Source organism: Propionicimonas sp., assembly GCF_047606205.1.
GTDB lineage: Bacteria > Actinomycetota > Actinomycetes > Propionibacteriales > Propionibacteriaceae > Propionicimonas.
Genome location: NZ_JASGES010000226.1, coordinates 20,227 through 38,220, shown reverse-complemented (window position 1 = coordinate 38,220; position 17,994 = coordinate 20,227). Strand labels below are relative to the sequence as shown.

General features: G+C 72.3%; 15 protein-coding genes. 8 read left to right on the top strand and 7 right to left on the bottom strand.

The window, feature by feature from the left end; genetic code table 11:
- Nucleotides 1-22: 22 nt before the first annotated feature.
- Together QM633_RS14195 and ilvD are read right to left on the bottom strand one after the other, a co-directional pair.
- Nucleotides 23-640, bottom strand: a complete 618-nt coding sequence (locus QM633_RS14195; RefSeq protein WP_415154414.1) for an HAD-IA family hydrolase — start codon at nt 638-640, stop codon at nt 23-25.
- A gap of 256 nt (nt 641-896) precedes the next feature.
- Nucleotides 897-2,777, bottom strand: a complete 1,881-nt coding sequence (gene ilvD / locus QM633_RS14190) for a dihydroxy-acid dehydratase (protein ID WP_415154413.1) — start codon at nt 2,775-2,777, stop codon at nt 897-899.
- Between the two features lie 223 nt (nt 2,778-3,000).
- On the opposite strand from ilvD, the gene QM633_RS14185 reads away from it, so the two are divergent.
- A complete protein-coding gene (locus QM633_RS14185) occupies nt 3,001-4,248 on the top strand; it encodes a hypothetical protein (protein ID WP_415154412.1) in 1,248 nt (415 codons plus the stop codon).
- A gap of 136 nt (nt 4,249-4,384) precedes the next feature.
- Here QM633_RS14185 and QM633_RS14180 read toward each other — a convergent pair whose 3' ends face one another.
- Both QM633_RS14180 and QM633_RS14175 read right to left on the bottom strand, forming a co-directional pair.
- Complete coding sequence (locus QM633_RS14180) at nt 4,385-5,209, bottom strand: PhzF family phenazine biosynthesis protein (RefSeq protein ID WP_415154411.1); 825 nt, start codon at nt 5,207-5,209, stop codon at nt 4,385-4,387.
- A 25-nt stretch (nt 5,210-5,234) separates the two neighbouring features.
- Nucleotides 5,235-6,362, bottom strand: coding sequence for a 6-phosphofructokinase (locus QM633_RS14175; protein ID WP_415154410.1), 1,128 nt, complete (start codon nt 6,360-6,362; stop codon nt 5,235-5,237).
- 174 nt (nt 6,363-6,536) lie between these two features.
- Between QM633_RS14175 and QM633_RS14170 the strand changes: the two genes are divergently transcribed.
- Entirely contained in the window at nt 6,537-7,193 is a 657-nt protein-coding gene (locus QM633_RS14170) for a hypothetical protein (RefSeq protein WP_415154409.1), read from the top strand.
- A 4-nt stretch (nt 7,194-7,197) separates the two neighbouring features.
- Here the strand turns inward: QM633_RS14170 and QM633_RS14165 are convergent, their stop codons facing one another.
- Nucleotides 7,198-7,638, bottom strand: coding sequence for a DUF2231 domain-containing protein (locus tag QM633_RS14165; protein WP_415154408.1), 441 nt, complete (start codon nt 7,636-7,638; stop codon nt 7,198-7,200).
- Between the two features lie 105 nt (nt 7,639-7,743).
- Here QM633_RS14165 and QM633_RS14160 point away from each other — a divergent pair, with 105 nt between their 5' ends.
- Together QM633_RS14160 and QM633_RS14155 are read left to right on the top strand one after the other, a co-directional pair.
- On the top strand, nt 7,744-8,136 hold the full coding sequence (locus QM633_RS14160) for a hypothetical protein (RefSeq protein ID WP_415154407.1): 393 nt from the start codon (nt 7,744-7,746) through the stop codon (nt 8,134-8,136).
- 133 nt (nt 8,137-8,269) lie between these two features.
- Entirely contained in the window at nt 8,270-10,333 is a 2,064-nt protein-coding gene (locus QM633_RS14155) for a M3 family metallopeptidase (protein WP_415154406.1), read from the top strand.
- Between the two features lie 84 nt (nt 10,334-10,417).
- Here QM633_RS14155 and QM633_RS14150 read toward each other — a convergent pair whose 3' ends face one another.
- Nucleotides 10,418-11,026, bottom strand: a complete 609-nt coding sequence (locus QM633_RS14150) for a TetR/AcrR family transcriptional regulator (RefSeq protein ID WP_415154405.1) — start codon at nt 11,024-11,026, stop codon at nt 10,418-10,420.
- Nucleotides 11,027-11,075: 49 nt separating this feature from the next.
- Here QM633_RS14150 and QM633_RS14145 point away from each other — a divergent pair, with 49 nt between their 5' ends.
- Complete coding sequence (locus QM633_RS14145) at nt 11,076-12,563, top strand: MFS transporter (protein WP_415154404.1); 1,488 nt, start codon at nt 11,076-11,078, stop codon at nt 12,561-12,563.
- A 206-nt stretch (nt 12,564-12,769) separates the two neighbouring features.
- Here QM633_RS14145 and thrC read toward each other — a convergent pair whose 3' ends face one another.
- Nucleotides 12,770-14,203: a threonine synthase gene (thrC, locus tag QM633_RS14140; RefSeq protein ID WP_415154403.1), complete on the bottom strand. Its 1,434-nt coding sequence runs from the start codon at nt 14,201-14,203 to the stop codon at nt 12,770-12,772.
- Between the two features lie 221 nt (nt 14,204-14,424).
- Between thrC and QM633_RS14135 the strand changes: the two genes are divergently transcribed.
- The 3 genes from QM633_RS14135 to QM633_RS14125 are packed head-to-tail and all read left to right on the top strand — an operon-like array spanning nt 14,425 to nt 17,947.
- Nucleotides 14,425-15,858 carry a hypothetical protein gene (locus QM633_RS14135; RefSeq protein WP_415154402.1) on the top strand — a complete coding sequence of 478 codons (1,434 nt, stop codon included), beginning with the start codon at nt 14,425-14,427 and terminating at the stop codon, nt 15,856-15,858.
- The gene (locus QM633_RS14130; protein ID WP_415154401.1) at nt 15,855-16,940 is read left to right on the top strand and encodes a DivIVA domain-containing protein; all 1,086 of its coding nucleotides are present in this window, start codon (nt 15,855-15,857) and stop codon (nt 16,938-16,940) included. Before QM633_RS14135 ends, QM633_RS14130 begins: the two co-directional genes overlap by 4 nt.
- A complete protein-coding gene (locus QM633_RS14125; RefSeq protein ID WP_415154400.1) occupies nt 16,937-17,947 on the top strand; it encodes an aldo/keto reductase family protein in 1,011 nt (336 codons plus the stop codon). Before QM633_RS14130 ends, QM633_RS14125 begins: the two co-directional genes overlap by 4 nt.
- Nucleotides 17,948-17,994 lie beyond the last annotated feature (47 nt).

The following is a 17,994-nucleotide window of genomic DNA, read 5'->3' as shown; positions in this document are numbered from 1 at the left end:
GCCCGGGCCGACCGGAGAGCCGTCAGAGGCCGGGGACGCCGAGGGCGCGCAGCGTGCAGCGCAGGTGGCCGTAGGTGTCGGTGCCGGCGAAGTGGACGGCGTTGAGGCCGGCGCGGCGCGCGCCACGCACGTTCACCGCCATGTCGTCGACGAAGACCGCTTCGGCCGGCTCGATGCCGAGTTCCTCCACGATGTGGGTGAAGTAGGCCGGGTCCGGCTTGGCCAGCCCCACCTGGAAGGAGGGGAACTGGTGGTCGAAGTGGTCGGCGTAGGGCAGGTTCGCGAGCATCCAGCCGCCGCGGTAGCTCTGCTGGTTGGTGGCGAGTGCCGTGATCACGCCGGCCGCGCGGACCCGATCGACCAGCCGCAGCATGAACTCGTCCACGTCGATCCGGCACCACACCTCGAAGATGTCGTCGGCGGTGGCGTCCCTTCCCTCCCTCTCCAGCACGGTGGTGAGGAGCTCCTTCAGGTCGACCTCGCCGGTCAGCGTGCCCTTCTCGAGCCGGAACACCTCCCCGATGAACCCGGGGCCGCCGAGCCTCGCCATCTCGTTCAGCCAGCCCGCCCGCGGGTACTGCGTGACGCCGTCGGCGTCCAGCAGAAGCGCGCGGACGGGAGGGCCATCGGAAGCAGTCACCCACCCATCCTCGCGCGCCGGGCGGGAATCCGCCGCCGGGTTCAGCCGACGGAATCCCGGACACGGGGCTGCCGTCGGGCTCACCAGGCAGCCCGGCGAGGGCGCCGTCCCTTCGCTCGCGGCGGGCCCTCGCCGGCAGGCGACCGTTGGGTGTCGGGGTGCCAGGTCAGGGCTGGCGCCGGTGGCCCTCAGGTCCGGCCTGGTCCGGGCCGGGGCTCTCGCTCGAGCCCGATCAGGCGATCTGCGGCTTCGCGGCTCAGGCGGGCTCGGGCGTCCGGCTCGGCGCCGGCCGGGTGATCTGCTCGACCGCTCGCGCAGCGCCCTTGTCGGCGCTGAGGGCCATCGCCGCGTAGGCCTGGAGCGCCTTCGACACCCAGCGGTCCCGGTTCCGGGGCTGCCAGCCGAACTCGTCCTGCCGCGCCCGGCGCTCGGCGAGGGTGCCCTCGTCGACGAGCAGGGTCAGGGAGCGGTCCGGAATGGAGATCTCGACCAGGTCGCCGTCCTCGATCAGCCCGATCGTGCCGCCGGCGGCCGCCTCGGGCGAGATGTGCCCGATGCACAGGCCCGACGAGCCGCCCGAGAAGCGTCCGTCGGTGATCAGCGCGCACTCAGGTCCGAGGCCGAGCCCCTTCAGGTAGGACGTCGGATAGAGCATCTCCTGCATGCCCGGGCCGCCCTTGGGGCCCTCGTAGCGCACCACCACGACATGGCCGGGCTGGACACGCTTGCTCAGGATCGCCTCGACGGCCTCCTCCTGGCTCTCGGTGACGACCGCCGTGCCGCGGAACGTCCACTGGGCCTCGGGGACGCCCGCGGTCTTCACGATGGCGCCGTCGGTGGCGATGTTGCCCTTCAGCACGGCCAGGCCGCCGTCGGCGGTGTAGGCGTGCTCGACCGAGCGGATGCAGCCGGCCTCGGAGTCGGTGTCGAGTTCGGCCCATCGGTTCGTGGAGCTGAACGCCTCGGTGGTGCGGACGCCGCCAGGCGCGGCGTACCACAGGTCGCTCGCCCGGGCGGAGGCCTTGCCGCCGCGGATGTCCCACTCGTCCAGCCAGTGCGCGAGGGAGTCGGCGTGGACGGCGTGCACGGTCTCGTCGAGCAGGCCGCCGCGGCGGAGCTCGCCCAGGATCGCCGGCATGCCGCCGGCCCTGTGCACGTCCTCCATGTAGTAGTTCGTGGTGTTCGGCGCCACCTTGCACAGGCAGGGCGTCACCCGCGACAGCGCATCGATGTCGTCCATCGTGAAGTCGACCCCGGCCTCGTGCGCGGCGGCCAGGATGTGCAGCACGGTGTTGGTCGACCCGCCCATCGCGATGTCGAGCCGCATCGCGTTGGAGAAGGCGGCCTTGGTGGCGACCGAGCGTGGCAGCACCGAGTCGTCGTCCTCGCCGTAGTAGCGGTTCGCCAGCCGGACGGCCAGCCGGCCGGCTTCTTCGAACAGGCCCTTGCGGGCGGACGCGGTGGCCAGCGTCGAGCCGTTGCCCGGCAACGACAGCCCCAGCGCCTCGGTGAGGCAGTTCATCGAGTTGGCGGTGAACATGCCCGAGCACGACCCGCAGGTCGGGCAGGCGTTCTGTTCGATCGAGAGCAGCTGGGCGTCGGAGACCTTCTCGTCGACCGCTTTGTACATGGCGTCGATCAGGTCCAGCCGGGGCTGTGCGACACCGTCGGAGATGTGCGCGGTGCCGGCCTCCATCGGACCGCCGCTGACGAAGACGGTCGGGATGTTCAGCCGCAGCGCGGCCAGCAGCATGCCCGGGGTGATCTTGTCGCAGTTGGAGATGCAGACCAGGGCGTCCGCGCAGTGGGCGTTCACCATGTACTCCACCGAGTCGGCGATCAGCTCGCGGCTGGGCAGCGAGTAGAGCATGCCGCCATGGCCCATCGCGATGCCGTCGTCGACGGCGATCGTGTTGAACTCCCGCCCGACACCGCCGGCCTCGGCCACGGCCTCCGCGACCAGCGCGCCCATGTTCCGCAGGTGGACGTGACCGGGTACGAACTGCGTGAACGAGTTGGCGATCGCCACGATCGGCTTGCCGAAGTCGGACTCGACCATTCCGGTGGCGCGCCACAGGGCGCGCGCGCCGGCCATGTTGCGGCCGTGGGTCACGGTACGTGAACGCAGTGCGGGCATGGGAGGACCTCGATTCGTCTACAACCCAACCAGCGTAGTCCGCACGCTATTCCCCGGTGCAGGGTCTCGCCGGGGGGCGGGACGGCACGGCTGATACCACCCGCAGGGGTGGCAGTCCCTCCACCACCGTTTCGCCGCAGTCACCCCGGCGGGGTATTTCGGCACACAGGGTTCGGGGTTAGCCTCGTGGGATCGGATTCGCTGGTGCAGTGAGGGGTCACGAGTGGCACGCGGCACACCGGACGGATGGTTCCGTCCCCTCGTGGCGGGAGGCCTGTTGGTCACCGCCGCGTGGCTGGCGTGCCCGACCGTGGCCATGGCGGACTGGCTCGGCAACGACCGGAGGGTGACCGCCGGCACGACGGCCGAGCAGTGGCCGCAGTTGTCCGGGTCCCGGGTGGTCTACACCGCCGCGGCGGACGCGTCGTCGGGCCAGGACGTCCGCGTCCGCGACCTCGCGACCGGCGCGGACCGTCTGCTGACCCCCGACCACTCGGCCACCGGCCGGGCCGCGATCTCGGGCGGCCGCGTCGTCTGGACCGACGTCACCGGCGTCCGTTACGACAACCTCGACTCCGGGCAGGCTCCGCTGCTGCTCGCCGCCGGAGCCACCGATCCGTCCATCTCGGGGACGCGCGTGTGCTACACCGCCTCCGACCGCATCCACGTTCGCGACCTGCGCACCGGCGCCGACCGGGCGGTGTCGCCCGACGCGGCGACGGCGGAGACCTGCGACATCTCCGGCGACGTGGTCGTCTGGGTCGACGACCGCACCGGTGCGGCCCAGGTGTACGCCCTCGACCTGGGCACCAGGGCCGCCACGCCCGTGACCAGCGCCCCCGCAGGGCCGTCCGCGCCGAGAGTGGACGACGGACTCGTCGTCTGGCAGGACGGGGACGGCGTGTTCGCCCTCGACCTCGCCACGCAGGTGCGGACCACGGTGGCGACCTCGGCGGGCCCGCAGTCCACCCCTGAGGTGTCGGACGGCCGGATCGTCTGGGCGGACGCCCGGTTCGGCCACGGCGACACCGAGGTCTTCCTCCACGATCTGGCCAGCGGTGTGGAGGTCCAGGTGACCCGCGGCGACGGCTGGACCGGTGCCCCCACGATCTCGGGCGACCGGATCATCTACGCCGACGCCGGTGGCGGTGTTCCCCGGCTCGTGCAGCGGACGATCACGCCGCCCCGGCTGGTCGTCGGAATCGGCCCGGTCGACGAGACCGGCGGGCAGGGTGTCAGCGGCCGGCTCACCAGCACCGGCGGCGTCCCGGTCGTCGGCGTGCCCCTGACGCTGGAGGCATCGCCGGACGGGAGGACGTGGAGCGACGCCGCCACCGTCGTCACCGCGGGCGACGGCAGCTTCGGCTTCGCCCTGCCCGCGGGGCAGGACGCCACCCAGCTGCGGGTCCGGTTCGCAGGAACCCCGGACTTCGCCCCCGCCCTCTCCCGGCAACTGGTCGACGCCGGCTGACCCGCGCGGTGCCAGCCGACGCGGGGACTGCCGGCGTTCAGTCGGCGAGGAGCCTGGTGCGTCCTGTCGATTCGTCGGCGCCGCCCGAGCCCTGCGCGCGCAGGCCTGACCGCCCGGCTCGGGCCCGGCGGGAGGGTCAGCAGTGGTGGACGGCGCCCGAGATCACCGTCCGGGTGCGACCGCCGATCCAGAGGTCGGCGCCGTCGTCGTGGACGAAGATCTCGCCGTGCCGCCCGACCTGGGAGCCCTGGGTCGCGACGTAGCTGTCGGGAACGGCGCCCCGAGCACGCAGCCACTGCGCGACCGCAGCGTTCAGGGACCCGGTCACCGGATCCTCCGCGTGGGCGAGGAGCCCGCGCACCTCGTAGGCGTAGCCGTCCCCGGCCAGCCCGACCAGGCCGAGAAAGTCATGGCGCCCGAGTTGGCTGCCGTCCACCCAGGCTCGGCGGACGGCGTCGGCGTCCTTGAGCTCGACCATCATCCAGGGCGTGCCGTTGTCGCCCCACTCGTGCCCGACCCAGTCCGTCCGGGACGTGCCGAGGGCAGCCTCGACGACCGCCAGGTGGGCCTCGTCGAGCGGCCCGGAGCGACGGCGCGGGGGAGCGGCGAAGGCGAGGCGCCCGTCGTCCTGCCGCACCCGGACCAGGCCCACGCCACACTCCTGCACGACCTCGCCGTCGGCTGCGGCCCGGCCGCCCGCCGCCAGCCACGCGTGGGCGCTGCCCAGCGTCGGATGGCCGGCGAACGGGAGCTCCGAGTCGGTCGTGAAGATGCGGACGCGGTAGTCGGCGGCGGGATCGTTCGGCGACAGCAGGAAGGTGGTCTCGGACAAGTTCGTCCACGCCGCGAACGCCTGCATCGCGGCGTCGTCGAGTCCGTCGGCGTCGTGCACGACGGCCAGCGGGTTCCCGGTGACGCCGCCGTCGCCGAACACGTCGACCTGGGTGAAGCGGCGCCCCATCGTGAGCTCTTCCTCGGGACCGGGCTCATTCGCCCAGGCCGGTGCCCAGCTTGCGCGCCGTCAGGACCCACTCGTGGTCGGTCGGGACGAGCTTCAGCTGGCCGGCGACCTCTTCGAGCGGGACCAGCTCGGTGTCCTCGCCGCGAGCGGCCACCATGACGCCGAACTGACCCTTCTCGACCGCGTGCGCGGCCGCCGTCCCGAGCCGGGACGCCAGCAACCGGTCGGCGGCGCACGGGATGCCACCACGCTGCACGTAGCCGAGGATCGACACGCGCGATTCGAGGCCGGTCGCGGCTTCGAGTTCGCGGGCCAGCTTGAAGGTGTGCTCGCGCTGGGAGTCCTCGACGTTGGCGAGGTGGGTCTTCGCCGCCCGGGCCGCCTCGGGGGTCTTGGCCGCGCGGACGAGGAGCTGGGCCGCCTCGTAGTCGGCCGCGTCCTGGATGTCCCTGGCACCCTCGGCGACCGCGACGACGCTGAAAGTGCTGCCGCGGTCGAGCCGGTGCCGGATCGTCGCGGCGACGCTCTCGACCGAGTAGGGGATCTCGGGCAGCAGGATGATGTCGGCGCCGCCGGCGATGCCGGCACCGAGGGTCAGCCAGCCCGCGCGGTGGCCCATGATCTCGGTGAGGATGATCCGGTGGTGGCTGTGCGCGGTGCTGTGCAGCCGGTCGACGGCCTCGGTCGCGATCTCCATGGCCGTCGCGAAGCCGAACGTGGTGTCGGTGCGGGCGATGTCGTTGTCGATCGTCTTCGGCAGGGTGACCACGTTCAGGCCGGCCTCGGACAGCCGCAGCGCGTTCTTGGCCGTCCCTCCGCCACCGAGCAGGACGAGCGTGTCCACGCCCTCCTTCGCGCAGTTCTCCACCACCTGCGGACGCATGTCGACGGCCTCCCCGTCGACCACCATCCGGTGCACCTTGTCCCGGCTGGTGCCCAGGATCGTCCCGCCGATCGTGAGGATGCCGGACAGCGCCCCCGAGTCGAGGACGGAGTAGCGGTTTTCGACCAGCCCACGGATCCCGTCCCGGTAGCCCAGGAGTTCCCAGCCGTTCCGGATCGCCGCCTTCCCGAAACCCCGGATGGCCGCGTTGAGGCCGGGGCTGTCGCCGCCCGCCGTGAGGATTCCGATCCGTCTCTTCGCCTGCGTCATTGTCAGCCCCTGGGTCGTGGACGATGGAACGGCTTCAGGCTAGCTGAGTCCCGAGCGGCGGTGAGGGGCGAACCGGCGACGAACGCCACGCCCGAGCGAACCGCGCCGGGGCGTGGCGGCGATGGCCCGATTGCTGGCAGGGTGGGACCCGAGCACCAACGACAGGGAGACCCGATGCGTACTCGTCCGGCCACGCTCCTGATCGCCCTTCTGGGGTTCGGCCTCGCCGGTTGTGCGACCACCCCGCCGCAGACGGGGACCGCGTCCCCTTCACCCGTGGTCACGACGGCGCCGGCCAGCCCGTCGCCGAGCGTCACCGCCACGCCCACGCCGACGACGAGTGCGTCCACCACACCGGCCGCGCAGACCGACATCGAGCTGCGGGGCGACGGGATCGGGGCCTACGCGTTCGGCGCGAAGGAGGTCGACGTCACCACCCTGCTCGAGGCCACCCTGGGCGAGGCCGACGAGAGCAGCCAGGGGATCAGATGCGAACTCGACGATTCCAGCCCGTGGGCGAGGACGGTCTCGTGGGGCGACTTCTGGGTCGAGTACGACGCGAAGGACGCGTCCAGGAAGTCGCCACGGACACTCGCCGCCTGGGGAGTGAGCGCGGGCAGTACCCTCGCCGCGGGCGTCTCCGTCCAGGACGACGTCCCGCTCGACCTCACCTTCGGCCAGCTGAAGGCGACGTACCCGGAAGGGAAGACGAAGGACCTCGGCCTGGGCGATGGCAGCAAACGCTTCATCCTGCCGAACCGGATCTTCTTCGTCGGCAGCGGCAACCGACCCGATCACATGCAGGCCGGCGCGTTCAGCATCTGCGAATAGGTCCTCAGGCGGTCGTGCCCCAGACCGCCTCGGCTCCGGCGTGGCCGACCACCACGATGATCGCCAGGCTGGCGAGCGCCGACACCACCGCGAGCAGCGCGGCGGTGATCAGGAAGGGTCGGCTCCTGCCTCGTCCGGCGAGGACCAGCAGCAGGGAGGTGAGCGCGAGCGCCCCGGCCGGCCACGGCGCGAGCAGGCCCCAGGTCACATGGACCCCGAGCCACCCCGGACCGGCCTGGGTGCCGCCGTTCAGCGACTCGCCGGAGATGCGGGCGAGCGCGACGGCGCCGGCGGCGACGAACGCCCCGAGAACGACCAGCGAGCCGTAGCGCTTGCGGGCGCGGGCGGACGCCGCGATCACCAGAGTGCCCAGAGCGGCCAGCGGCAGCAGCACCACGGCCGCGTGGACGACCAGGACGTGCAGCGGCAATCCGAAGACGGTCATGGTTGATTGTTCAACCAGCCGGATCCGCTCCACAAGGTGGAAGCAGACATTCACAGCCCTCGCTCAGCACGGTCCGATGCCCGGGGGCCGGACTACCGTGGGCTCGTGCCACCGACCTCCGCCGCGCCGTCCGCCGTTCCCGCGTCCGCGCGCCGCGCCCGGCTGCGGCTGCTCGCCGTCGTCCTGCTGGGGCTGCTGGCGGCGCTGTACCTGGTCCTCGCGGTGCGGCTCTACTTCTTCCCGCCCTTCGACTCCGTGACCGGCGGCCTCCTCGGGGTGTTCCTCGCCCTCGTCGCCGGCGCGTACCTGCTGCTCACCCGCGCGGTGGTCCGGCAGTCGCGGGTCGGCCACGTGCTGGCGATCGTCGTGTGCGCGGTGGCGGCCGTCCTCGGCCTCACGGCCGAGATGAGCTGGCTGGACTGGGCCGTCCTCGCCGCCAACGTGGTGACGCTCGGCCTCCTGCTGGGCTGCCTCCCTCGCCGGCGCGACCTCGCCTGACGCGATCCTGCCGTTCTGTGGCGCCCACGAGGCGTCCGGAGTCACCATCGGGCCGTCGAATGGCAGGATCGCGTCAACCTCCTGCCGGACCGAGGCCAGCCGTGGCTCGCAGCGGCGTGTAAGGATGGACGGCATGTCGCTGGATCCCACGAACCCGTTCGTTTCCCCCTCGCCGCTGCCCTTCGAGCTGCCCGACTACGTCGCCATCAGCGATGCCGACTACCAGCCCGCGATCGAGGCGGGCATGGCCGAGCATCTCGCCGAACTCGCCGCGCTCGCCGCCGATCCGGAGCCGGCCGACGTCGCGAACGTGATCGAGGCGTGGGAGTCGTCCGGACGCCTGCTCAGCCGGGCCCTGAGCGCGTTCTTCACCAAGCAGCCCGCGGACACCAACGACGTTCTCGACGCCGTGGAGGAGGCCGTCGCGCCGCAGCTGGCCGCGCACGGCGACGCGATCCACCTCGACCGCAGGCTGTACGACAGGGTGGCGGCACTGGCCCGGCGCGTCGAGGCGGGCGAGGTCGAGCTCGACCCGGCGTCCGCCTACTGGCTGGAGCGCAAACTGCTCGCCTTCGAGCGCAACGGTGTGAATCTCGCCGAGGCGGAGCAGGCCCGGCTCCGGGAGCTCAATCACCGGATCGCGGAGCTCCAGTCGGCGTTCGGGCGCGAGGCGCTGGCGGGGCTGAATGCGGGCGCCGTCCTGGTCGACGACGAGGCGGAGCTGGACGGCCTCAGTGCGGCGGAGATCTCCGGCGCCAGGGATCGTGCGGTCGAGCGGGGCCACGACACCGGCTGGCTGATCGAGCTCGACAACACCTCGGGGCAGCGGCCGCTCGACGTCCTGAGGAACAGGGAGCTCCGGCGCAGGCTGCACCTCGCCTCCGTGTCGCGCGGGTGGGGCGGCGAGCACGACACGCGGGGCCTCGTGGTCGAGCTGGCCCGGCTGCGCGCCGAACGGGCGCTGCTGCTCGGGTTCCCCCACCACGCCGCCTACGTGGCTGCGGACGCGTGCGCTCGGACGGGCGAAGCCGTCTGGGACCTGCTGACGAGACTGGCGCCGCCCGCCGTCGCGAATGCCCGCGCCGAGGCGGCGGAGATGGAGGAGGTCTGGCGCCGGATCGAGCCGGACGCGCCGCTCGCGGCCTGGGACTGGCAGTACGTCGCCGAACTGGTCCGCACCGAGCGGTACAGCCTCGACGCGAGCCTGCTGCGTCCCTACCTGGAGTTGGAGCGGGTGCTGCACGACGGGGTGTTCGCGGCGGCGAACGGCCTGTACGGGATCACCTTCACCGAGCGTGCGGACCTCGTCGGGTACAACGATGAAGTACGAGTGTTCGAAGTGAACGACACCGACGGCACGCCGATCGGGCTGTTCGCGGCGGACTTCTACACCCGTCCCGGCAAGCAGGGCGGGGCGTGGATGAACAACATGGTCGACCAGAACCACCTGCTCGGCCAGTTGCCGGTGGTGATGAACAACTCCAACCTCGTCAAGCCGCCCGCCGGCGAGCCGACGCTGATGACCTGGGACGACGTGATCACGTTGTTCCACGAGTTCGGGCACGCGTTGCACGGGCTGCTGTCGGACACGCGGTACGCGTCGCAGTCGGGCACCGAGACGCCGCGCGACTTCGTCGAGTACCCGTCGCAGGTGAACGAGATGTGGGCGCTCGACGAGCAGATCCTGCCCCGCTACGCCGTCCATCACGCCAGCGGTGAGCCGATACCGGCGGCGTGGGTGCAGACGCTGCGCAGCTCGACCCTGTTCCAGCAGGGCTTCAAGACCACCGAGTACCTCGGCGCCGCGCTGCTCGACCAGGTGTGGCACCGGACGCCGCTGGACGAGCTGCCGAGCGACCCGGAGCAGGTGGAGGCCTTCGAGCACGCCGCGCTGGCGTCCGTCGGGCTGGACTACGACCTGGTGCCGCCGCGCTACCGGACCACGTACTTCCGGCACACCTTCGAGGGCGGCTACGACGCGGGCTACTACTCCTACATCTGGTCCGAGGTGCTGGACGCCGACACCGCGGCGTTCATGACCGCCAACGGCGGCCTGACCCGGGAGAACGGCGAGCGCTTCCGTCGCCACCTGCTGGCGAAGGGTGGCTCGGTGGACGCGATGGACAGCTTCCGCGACTACCGCGGCCAGGACCCCGACCTCGTCCACCTGCTGCGTCGCCGCGGCCTGGAGGTCTGACCGCTTCTCCCACCCCGGCACCAGGGGACAGTCCTTCCTGCCGGCCGGCGGGAGCCGTCCCCTCGCGCCGCCCTGGTGCCGGGGTCAGGACGGGAGGCCGGTGCGGAGCGCCTCGAAGAGGGACTCGAAGCGGGCCCGGTGGGCGTCGACGACGTCCTCGGTCCTCGCGCCGGCCAGCAGGCGGCGGGCCGTGGCGACCATGACGGTGCGGTAGCCGGCCATGAACAGTGCGGCGAGCAGTGCGGGGTCGCCGTCGAAGGACGGGTCGTGGGCGAGTTCCTCCGCCAGCGTCCGCTCCAGCTCGTCGACGATCTCCCTGGCCCGCGAGATCAGCGCGGGCGAGTCGGCGACCGTCCGGAAGAACGGGACGGAGCGGTGGTCCACGCCGGACAACGCGTGGCCCGAGTCCACCAGTCCCAGCGTCATCGTGCGCAGCGACGCCAGCGCGTCCATCCCCTCCGGCCGGTCGCGCACCGCGGAACGGAGCAGTTCGCCCGCGTCGAAGGCCCGGTCGAGGAAGAGATCCTCCTTGCGCGGGAAGTGGTTGAACACCGTCACGCTCGACACCCCGGCCTCCCGGGCGATCTCGGCGACGGTCACCTCGTCGAAGCCCCGCTCGAGAAACATGCCGGAGGCGATCCCCGCGATCCTGCGCCGGGTCTCCGGGCCGCCCCGTGCTCCGGTCCTGGGCATTCGTCCCCACTTTCTTGTGTTACTAAAGATAGTCAGTTAAGCTACTCGCATGCCAGCGATCCCGCCCACCGACATTCTCCCCGAGACCCGCACCGGCCGGCGTCCGCCCCGCTCTCTTGCGGAGGCGTGGGTGGCCCTCGCCGGGCTGTCCGCGGTGTTCCTGTTCGAGATGCTCGACAACTCGATCCTCAACGTGGCGCTGCCCACGATCGGACGCGAGCTGGGCGCCTCGACCACAGCCCTGCAGTGGGTCACCGGCGCCTACTCGGTGGTGTTCGGTGGCCTGATGCTGGTCTTCGGGGCGGTCGCCGACCGGTTCGGACGCCGCCGCGTCATGCTGCTCGGGCTGGTCCTGCTCGGTGTCGCCAGCCTCGCCACGGCGTTCGTGGCCACGGCCGGGCAGCTGATCGCCGTCCGCGTCGCGATGGGCGTCGCCGCGGCCATGACGACGCCCGGCTCGATGGCGCTCGCCTTCCGGCTCTTCGACGACGACGACCTCCGGGTGCGCGCGATCACCGTCATCTCCACGGTCGGGCTGGTCGGGCTCGCGATCGGGCCCACGGCGGGCGGACTCGTGCTCGCGGTCGCCCCCTGGCAGGTCCTGCTGCTGGTGAACGTTCCGGTCGCGCTGCTCGCGATCCTCGGGATCCGGTTCGGGATCGGTCCGGACGCCGCGTCCGAGCTCCACCGCGACCCGGTGGACGTCGCGGGCGCCGTGCTGGGCACCGTCGCCATCGTGCTCGCCCTGGTCGTGCCCACCCTGTTCGTCGAGGCCGGCGCCGGCTCCTGGTTCCCGTGGGCCGCCACCCTCGCCGCCCTGCTGGCACTGGCGGCCTTCGTCGTCCGCGAGCGGACGGCGCGGCACCCGCTCCTCGACCTCGCCCTGCTGAGCCATCCGCTGGTGTCCAGCGGCCTCGCCTTCAAGGCCGCAGCGAGCCTCGCCACAGCAGGAATGGGCTACCTGGTCACCCTGCAACTCCAGCTCGACTGGGGCTGGCCGCCCGCACTCGCCGCCGTCGGGATGCTCCCCCAGGTCGTGGTGCTCCTGGCCGGCAGCGCCTTCGTCACGCCGTTCCTGCGGCGGGTGGGCTTCGAGCGGGCGGCCTGGCTGAGCGCCCTCGCCGTCGTCGCTGGACTGGCGGTCTACGCGGTGCTCGGCACCCTCGGCTACGGCTGGGTCGCTCTCGCTCTCGTCCTCGTCGCCGCCGGCCTTCGGGTGGTCGGCGTCGTCGCCGGGACGAACGTGCTGCGCGGTCTGCCCGCGAGCCGCTCCACGATCGGTGCGGCCCTCACCGACACCGTGAGCGAGGTGACCTCCGCGGTGGGGATCGCGGTCGCCGGCACGATCCTGGCCGCGCTGTTCACCGGCAGCGTGGCCACGCCGGGGTGGACGCCGCAGCAGACGGGAGAGTTCCGGCAGGTGGTCGTCGTGGCGGGTCTCGTGCTGACCGCCGTCGCCGCCGCCCTCGTCGGCGGGGGCATGGTGCGGGGGCGAAAGGCCACGGACGCCGCCGACCCTCAGCTCGTCGGCGGGTAGCCGAATCCGGTCACGCGCACCGCGCCGCCGACGGCCCGCACTCCGATCGTCCGATCCGGCGCGCCGCAGCCGGGACCCGACTGTTCCGCAGTCTCCCAGTCCAACGGCCGCTCGATCGGGACGCGTCGAACGGCCACCCCGGAGGGGCTCCACATCGCCCCCGCCCCGTTCACTCGCCGGTGGGACCGGGTCGGGTCCGGCGGCGGTCAGCCGACCCGCTCGGCGATCAGCGCCTTCAGCGCTTCGGCGTCGTTCGGCAGGTCGACGACGTGGCGGGGCAGGTCCTCGATGCCGGCGAACCGTTCGGGGCGCTCCGGCTCGCGTCCGACGGCCTCCAGGATCGTGGCGGAGAACTTCACCGGAAGCGCGGTCTCGGTGACCACCATCGGGATGCCGGGACGGACGAAGCTGCGCGCCACGTGCACGCCGTCGGCGGTGTGCGGGTCGAGCAGCACACCGTCGGCCGCGTCGACCGCGGCAATGGTCGCCAGCCGGTCGGCGTGGGTGGAGGAGGCGGAGACGAACCCGAACCGCTCCTGCAGGCCCGCGAACTCGCGCGTGCCGGACAGGTCGAAGAACCCGTCCCGCGGGAGCCGGACGGCGAACAGGTCGCGGACGCGGTCGCCGTCGCGTCCGAGCAGGTCGAAGACGAACCGCTCGACGTTGGACGCCTTCGAGATGTCCATACTCGGCGAGGACGTGGCGTGGGTCTCCGCCGCCGAGCGAACCCGGTACACGCCGGTGCGGAAGAACTCGTCGAGCACGTTGTTCTCGTTGGTGGCCAGCACCAGTCGCCCGAGCGGGACCCCCATCATCCGGGCCACATGGCCGGCCATGATGTTGCCGAAGTTGCCGGTGGGGACGCAGGCGTCCACCACCTCGTCGTCGCCGGACGTCACCCGCAGCCACGCGGCCACGTAGTACACGACCTGGGCGACCAGCCGCGCCCAGTTGATCGAGTTGACGGCGCCCAGGCTGTAGCGCTGCTTGAACGCCAGGTCGGAGGCGACCAGCTTGACCAGGTCCTGGCAGTCGTCGAACACGCCGGCCACGGCGACGTTCACGATCGCGGGGTCGTCGATGCCGAACATCTGGGCCTGCTGGAACGGGCTCATCCGTCCCGCCGGGGTGAGCATGAACACCCGGACGCCGTGGCGTCCGAGCATCGCGTGTTCCGCGGCCGAGCCGGTGTCGCCGCTGGTGGCGCCGAGGATGTTCAGTTCCCGGCCGCGCCGGGCCAGTTCGTACTCGAAGAGCTGGCCGAGCAGCTGCATGGCCATGTCCTTGAACGCCGCCGTCGGGCCGCCGGACAGGTGCGCGAGCCACAGCCCGCCGTCGAGGGCGGACACGGGGACGATCTCGGGAGAGGAGAAGATGTCGGCGTTGTAGGCGCGTCCGCACAGCCTGCGGAGGTCGTCGGAGGGGATGTCGTCGACGAACAGCCCCAGCACGGCGTGGGCGAGCGCGGCGTACCCCTCCTCCGCGAGCAACGCTCGCCAACGGGCGAGGGTGGCGGCATCCACCTGCGGATACGACTCGGGCAGGTACAGCCCGCCGTCGGGGGCGAGCCCCTCGAGCAGGATGTCGCTGAAGCCCGGACGGGGGTCGTCGGCTCGGCCTCGGGTGGACAGATAACGCACCCGAGAACTGTACCCAACCACCCCTCACCGGCCCGGCCCGGCGGGATCGCCTCGCCGGCTCGTTCGCGCCGCTCCGCCGGGGTCGGACCAGACTCTGCCGTCCTGTGGCGCCGGCCCGGCGCACACGGCGGGGGCGGAAGACTAGACCCGTGGTGAAGACACAGCTTGCGACACTCCGGGCCGGGTTGCGTTTTGCGTTGTCACCCTTGGATCATGGCTAGGTGCTCGATCCCGCTGTGCGTCCCCCCACTCAGCCGGCCGGCAGCGAGCTGACCAGACAGGCGACGGAGATTCTGACGCAGGCGCAGAACCTGGCTGATCAGCTACGCACCGAGGCCCAGGCCGAGGCCGATGCTGTGCGCGCCGAGACCGCCCGCAACCGTGAGCTCAGCGACCAGTTGGCCCGCGAGGTGGCCGAGCACAGGGCCGCGGCGGAACAAGCCATGACCAGCGCGGCCGCCCGGCTGGAGGAGGCCAGGCAGGACGCCGTGACGCTCTTGTCGGATGCGACCGAGCAGTCCGGCCTGATCACCCAGACCGCCGAGCGGACCGCGGCGGAGGTGGTGGCGGCGGCCCGCGCCGAGGCGGAGCAGATCGTCCAGGAGGCGCGGATCAAGGCTGCGACGATGGCGAACACCGCCAAGCGCACCGAGGACGAGGTGCGCCAGCGCCTGGACGCCAGGGTCACGGCGGTCGACGCCGAGCTCACCGACCGGCGCAGGGCGCTGGAGTCGGAGGAGGCGCAGCGCCGGGACCTGCTGGACGCCGAGCTGGCCGGCCTGCGCGGCCACGTCACCGACGAGCTGGACCGGCTGCGGGCCGAGCTCGAGGAGGAGTCCGGGAACCGCAGGGCCAAGCTGGCCTCCGACCAGGAGCGGTTCGAGGCGGAGGCGGCACAGGTGAGGGCGACCGCCCAGGCCGAGCGCGAGGCGCTGGCCGCCGAGGCGCAGGCGAAGGCCGACGAGCAGTTGGCCGCGGCGGCCGCGCACGTCGCCTGGACCGAGCAGGCGATGGCCGAGCTCCGCGCGAGCGTCGCCGCCGAGGCCGAGGCCGCCCGCCGCCAGCACCACAACGAGCTCGCCGAGCACGCCCGCGGCGTCCGCCAACAGGTCGAACTCGCGCTCACCACGACCACCCACCGCAACCAGGCGCTGCTCGCCGAGGCGAACGCCGTGGCCGACGATCTGCAGGCCCGCGCCCGCGCGGTGCTGGACGCCGCCGAGCGCGACGCCGTCAACACCCGGCGGCAGGCGGCCGAGGACGCCGACCGGCAGCGGCAGGCGACCGAGGCCGAGGTGCGCGCCCAGCTGGAGCGGGCCGAGCGCCGACTGGCCGAGGCGGAGGCGGGAGCCAAGCTCGTCCGCGAGCGCACCGCCGCCGACCTCGAGAAGCTGCAGCGGGACACCTACGAGGCGACCAGGGCGTCCAGGGACGAGGCGGTCTCGCTGCTCGCCGACGCCCGCGCGGAGGCCGACGCCATCCGTGGCGACGCCAGGGCGATGCTCGACCGCGCCCGTGCGGAGGTCGCGCAGCTGGCCCGTCGCCGAGACGACATCAACGCCCAGCTCGGGCACCTCTCCGGGGTGATCGAGGCGCTCGCCGTCTCCGAACGTCCCGCCCCCTCAACCCCGCAAGGAATGGAAGAAGGATCATGACCCAGCAGAACGCAGCCTTCCGCACCGTCATGCGCGGCTACGACCCGAGCGAGGTCGACCGGGCCCTCGCCGACGTCCGCAAGGCCCTCGAGCAGGCCAGGGCCGAGGCGGGCAGTGAGGCGGTGGCGACGACCAAGCTCACCTCCCAGGTCGCGCAGTTGGAGGAGCAGGCCAACTCCTACCGCGCCCGGATCGCCGCGCTCGAGCAGGAGCAGCGCGAGACCGTCGCCCCCTCCTTCACCGACCTTGGCACGCGGATCGGGAAGATGCTGAAGCTGGCCGAGGACGAGGCGGCGGAACTGCGGGCCAAGGCGAAGGCCGAGGCCGAGAAGCTGGTCGCCGAGGCGACGGCGGCGGCGGAGGCCGCCCGCACTTCCGCCGAGCGCTATGCCGCCGACGTGACCAACAAGGCGGACGCGACCTCGACGCACGCCCTGGAGGCCGCCAAGCGCCAGTCCGACGAGATCCTCGACTACGCCGACCGCGAGGCCACCGCCCGCCGCGAGGAGGCGGAGGCCGTCTACGAGCACCAGCGCGCCCGGGCCGCCGCTGCCGCCGCCGACTTCGAGAAGACCCTCGCCGAGCGCAGGGACAAGGCCGCCGACGAGTTCGCGGCGCAGATGCAGGCCAACGAGCAGGCCATCGCCCGCGCCCAGGAGCGGCAGGCCGCCATCGAGGCAGAGGCCGACCGGACCCTCGCCGAGGCGAAGGCCCAGGCCGAGGCGCACCTGAAGGGCGCGCGCGAGGAGGCCGGCCAGCATGTCGACTCCGCCCGGCTGGCCGCGGAGAAGATCCGTCGCGAGTCCGAGCGCGAGCTGCAGGCCGCCACGGCCCGCAGGGACGCGATCACCGCGCAGCTGACCAATGTCCGGCAGATGCTGGCCACCCTCGGTGGGGCGGCCATCGTGAACCCGCTGGCCGACCCGGAGGACGCGGCCGAGCCGGTCCAGGACGACCAGGCCGAGGCCGCCGACCAGGCCGAGGCCGCGCCCGAAGCGGTCGCCGACGGCGACGCGGAACTCGAGCGGGAGGAGTCCGACGCGGAGGCCGAGGGCATGGTCGAGCAGGAGTCCCACGCGTGAAGCACCGCTATCTCGGCAACTCCGGCCTGAAGGTCTCGGAGATCTGCTTCGGCAACTGGCTGACCCATGGCTCCCAGGTGGAGAACGAAACCGCACTGAAGTGCATCCGGGCCGCGCTGGACGCGGGGATCACCAGTTTCGACACGGCCGACGCCTACGCCAACACGGCGGCGGAGAAGGTGCTCGGCGACGGCCTGAAGGGCGAACGGCGCGAGTCGGTGGAGATCTTCACCAAGGTGTACTGGCCGACCGGGCCCAAGGGCCCGAACGACGCGGGCCTGTCCCGCAAGCACATCATGGAGTCCATCAACGGCTCGCTGAAGCGGCTGCGGACCGACTACGTCGACCTGTACCAGGCCCACCGCTACGACGTGGAGACGCCGCTGGAGGAGACCATGCAGGCGTTCGCCGACGTGGTCCGCCAGGGCAAGGCGCTCTACATCGGCGTCAGCGAGTGGGACGCGAACCAGATCCGCGAGGCCCACGGGATGGCGAAGCAGCTGGGGTTCCAGCTCGTCTCCAACCAGCCGCAGTACTCGATGCTGTGGCGGGTGATCGAGGAGTGGGTGGTGCCCACCTCCGCCGAGCTCGGCCTGTCCCAGGTGTGCTGGTCGCCGGTCGCCCAGGGCGTCCTCACCGGCAAGTACCTGCCCGGCCAGCCGGTACCGAAGAACTCGCGCGCCACCGACGCCAAAGGCGGCGCGACCACGATCCAGCGGTTCATGGACGACACCGTCCTGGAGCGGGTGCAGGCGCTGCGCCCGATCGCCGACGAGCTCGACCTCACGATGGCCCAACTGGCCGTGGCGTGGGTGCTGCAGAACCCCAATGTGGCCTGCGCGATCATCGGCGCCTCCCGTCCGCGCCAGGTCAACGAGAACGTGGCGGCCTCCGGCGTGGTCCTGACGCCGGCGGTGATGTCGCGGATCGACGACGCGCTGGGCGACGTCGTGGTGCGCAACCCGATGCTGACCGCGGAGAACAGCCCGAAGGGACGCCCGAGCTGACCGGTCTCGTCGAGGCGCTCGACGCACGCCCGGAGCTGGAGCCGCAC

What these genes read in the sequence shown, in the direction of transcription:
- ilvD (WP_415154413.1), bottom strand. Translation starts at nt 2,777, where the DNA reads ATGCCCGCACTGCGTTCACGTACCGTGACCCACGGCCGCAACATGGCC.
- QM633_RS14150 (WP_415154405.1), bottom strand. Translation starts at nt 11,026, where the DNA reads ATGCCCAGGACCGGAGCACGGGGCGGCCCGGAGACCCGGCGCAGGATC.
- QM633_RS14180 (WP_415154411.1), bottom strand. Translation starts at nt 5,209, where the DNA reads ATGGGGCGCCGCTTCACCCAGGTCGACGTGTTCGGCGACGGCGGCGTC.
- QM633_RS14145 (WP_415154404.1), top strand. Translation starts at nt 11,076, where the DNA reads ATGCCAGCGATCCCGCCCACCGACATTCTCCCCGAGACCCGCACCGGC.
- QM633_RS14170 (WP_415154409.1), top strand. Translation starts at nt 6,537, where the DNA reads ATGCGTACTCGTCCGGCCACGCTCCTGATCGCCCTTCTGGGGTTCGGC.
- QM633_RS14175 (WP_415154410.1), bottom strand. Translation starts at nt 6,362, where the DNA reads ATGACGCAGGCGAAGAGACGGATCGGAATCCTCACGGCGGGCGGCGAC.
- QM633_RS14165 (WP_415154408.1), bottom strand. Translation starts at nt 7,638, where the DNA reads ATGACCGTCTTCGGATTGCCGCTGCACGTCCTGGTCGTCCACGCGGCC.
- QM633_RS14155 (WP_415154406.1), top strand. Translation starts at nt 8,270, where the DNA reads ATGTCGCTGGATCCCACGAACCCGTTCGTTTCCCCCTCGCCGCTGCCC.
- QM633_RS14130 (WP_415154401.1), top strand. Translation starts at nt 15,855, where the DNA reads ATGACCCAGCAGAACGCAGCCTTCCGCACCGTCATGCGCGGCTACGAC.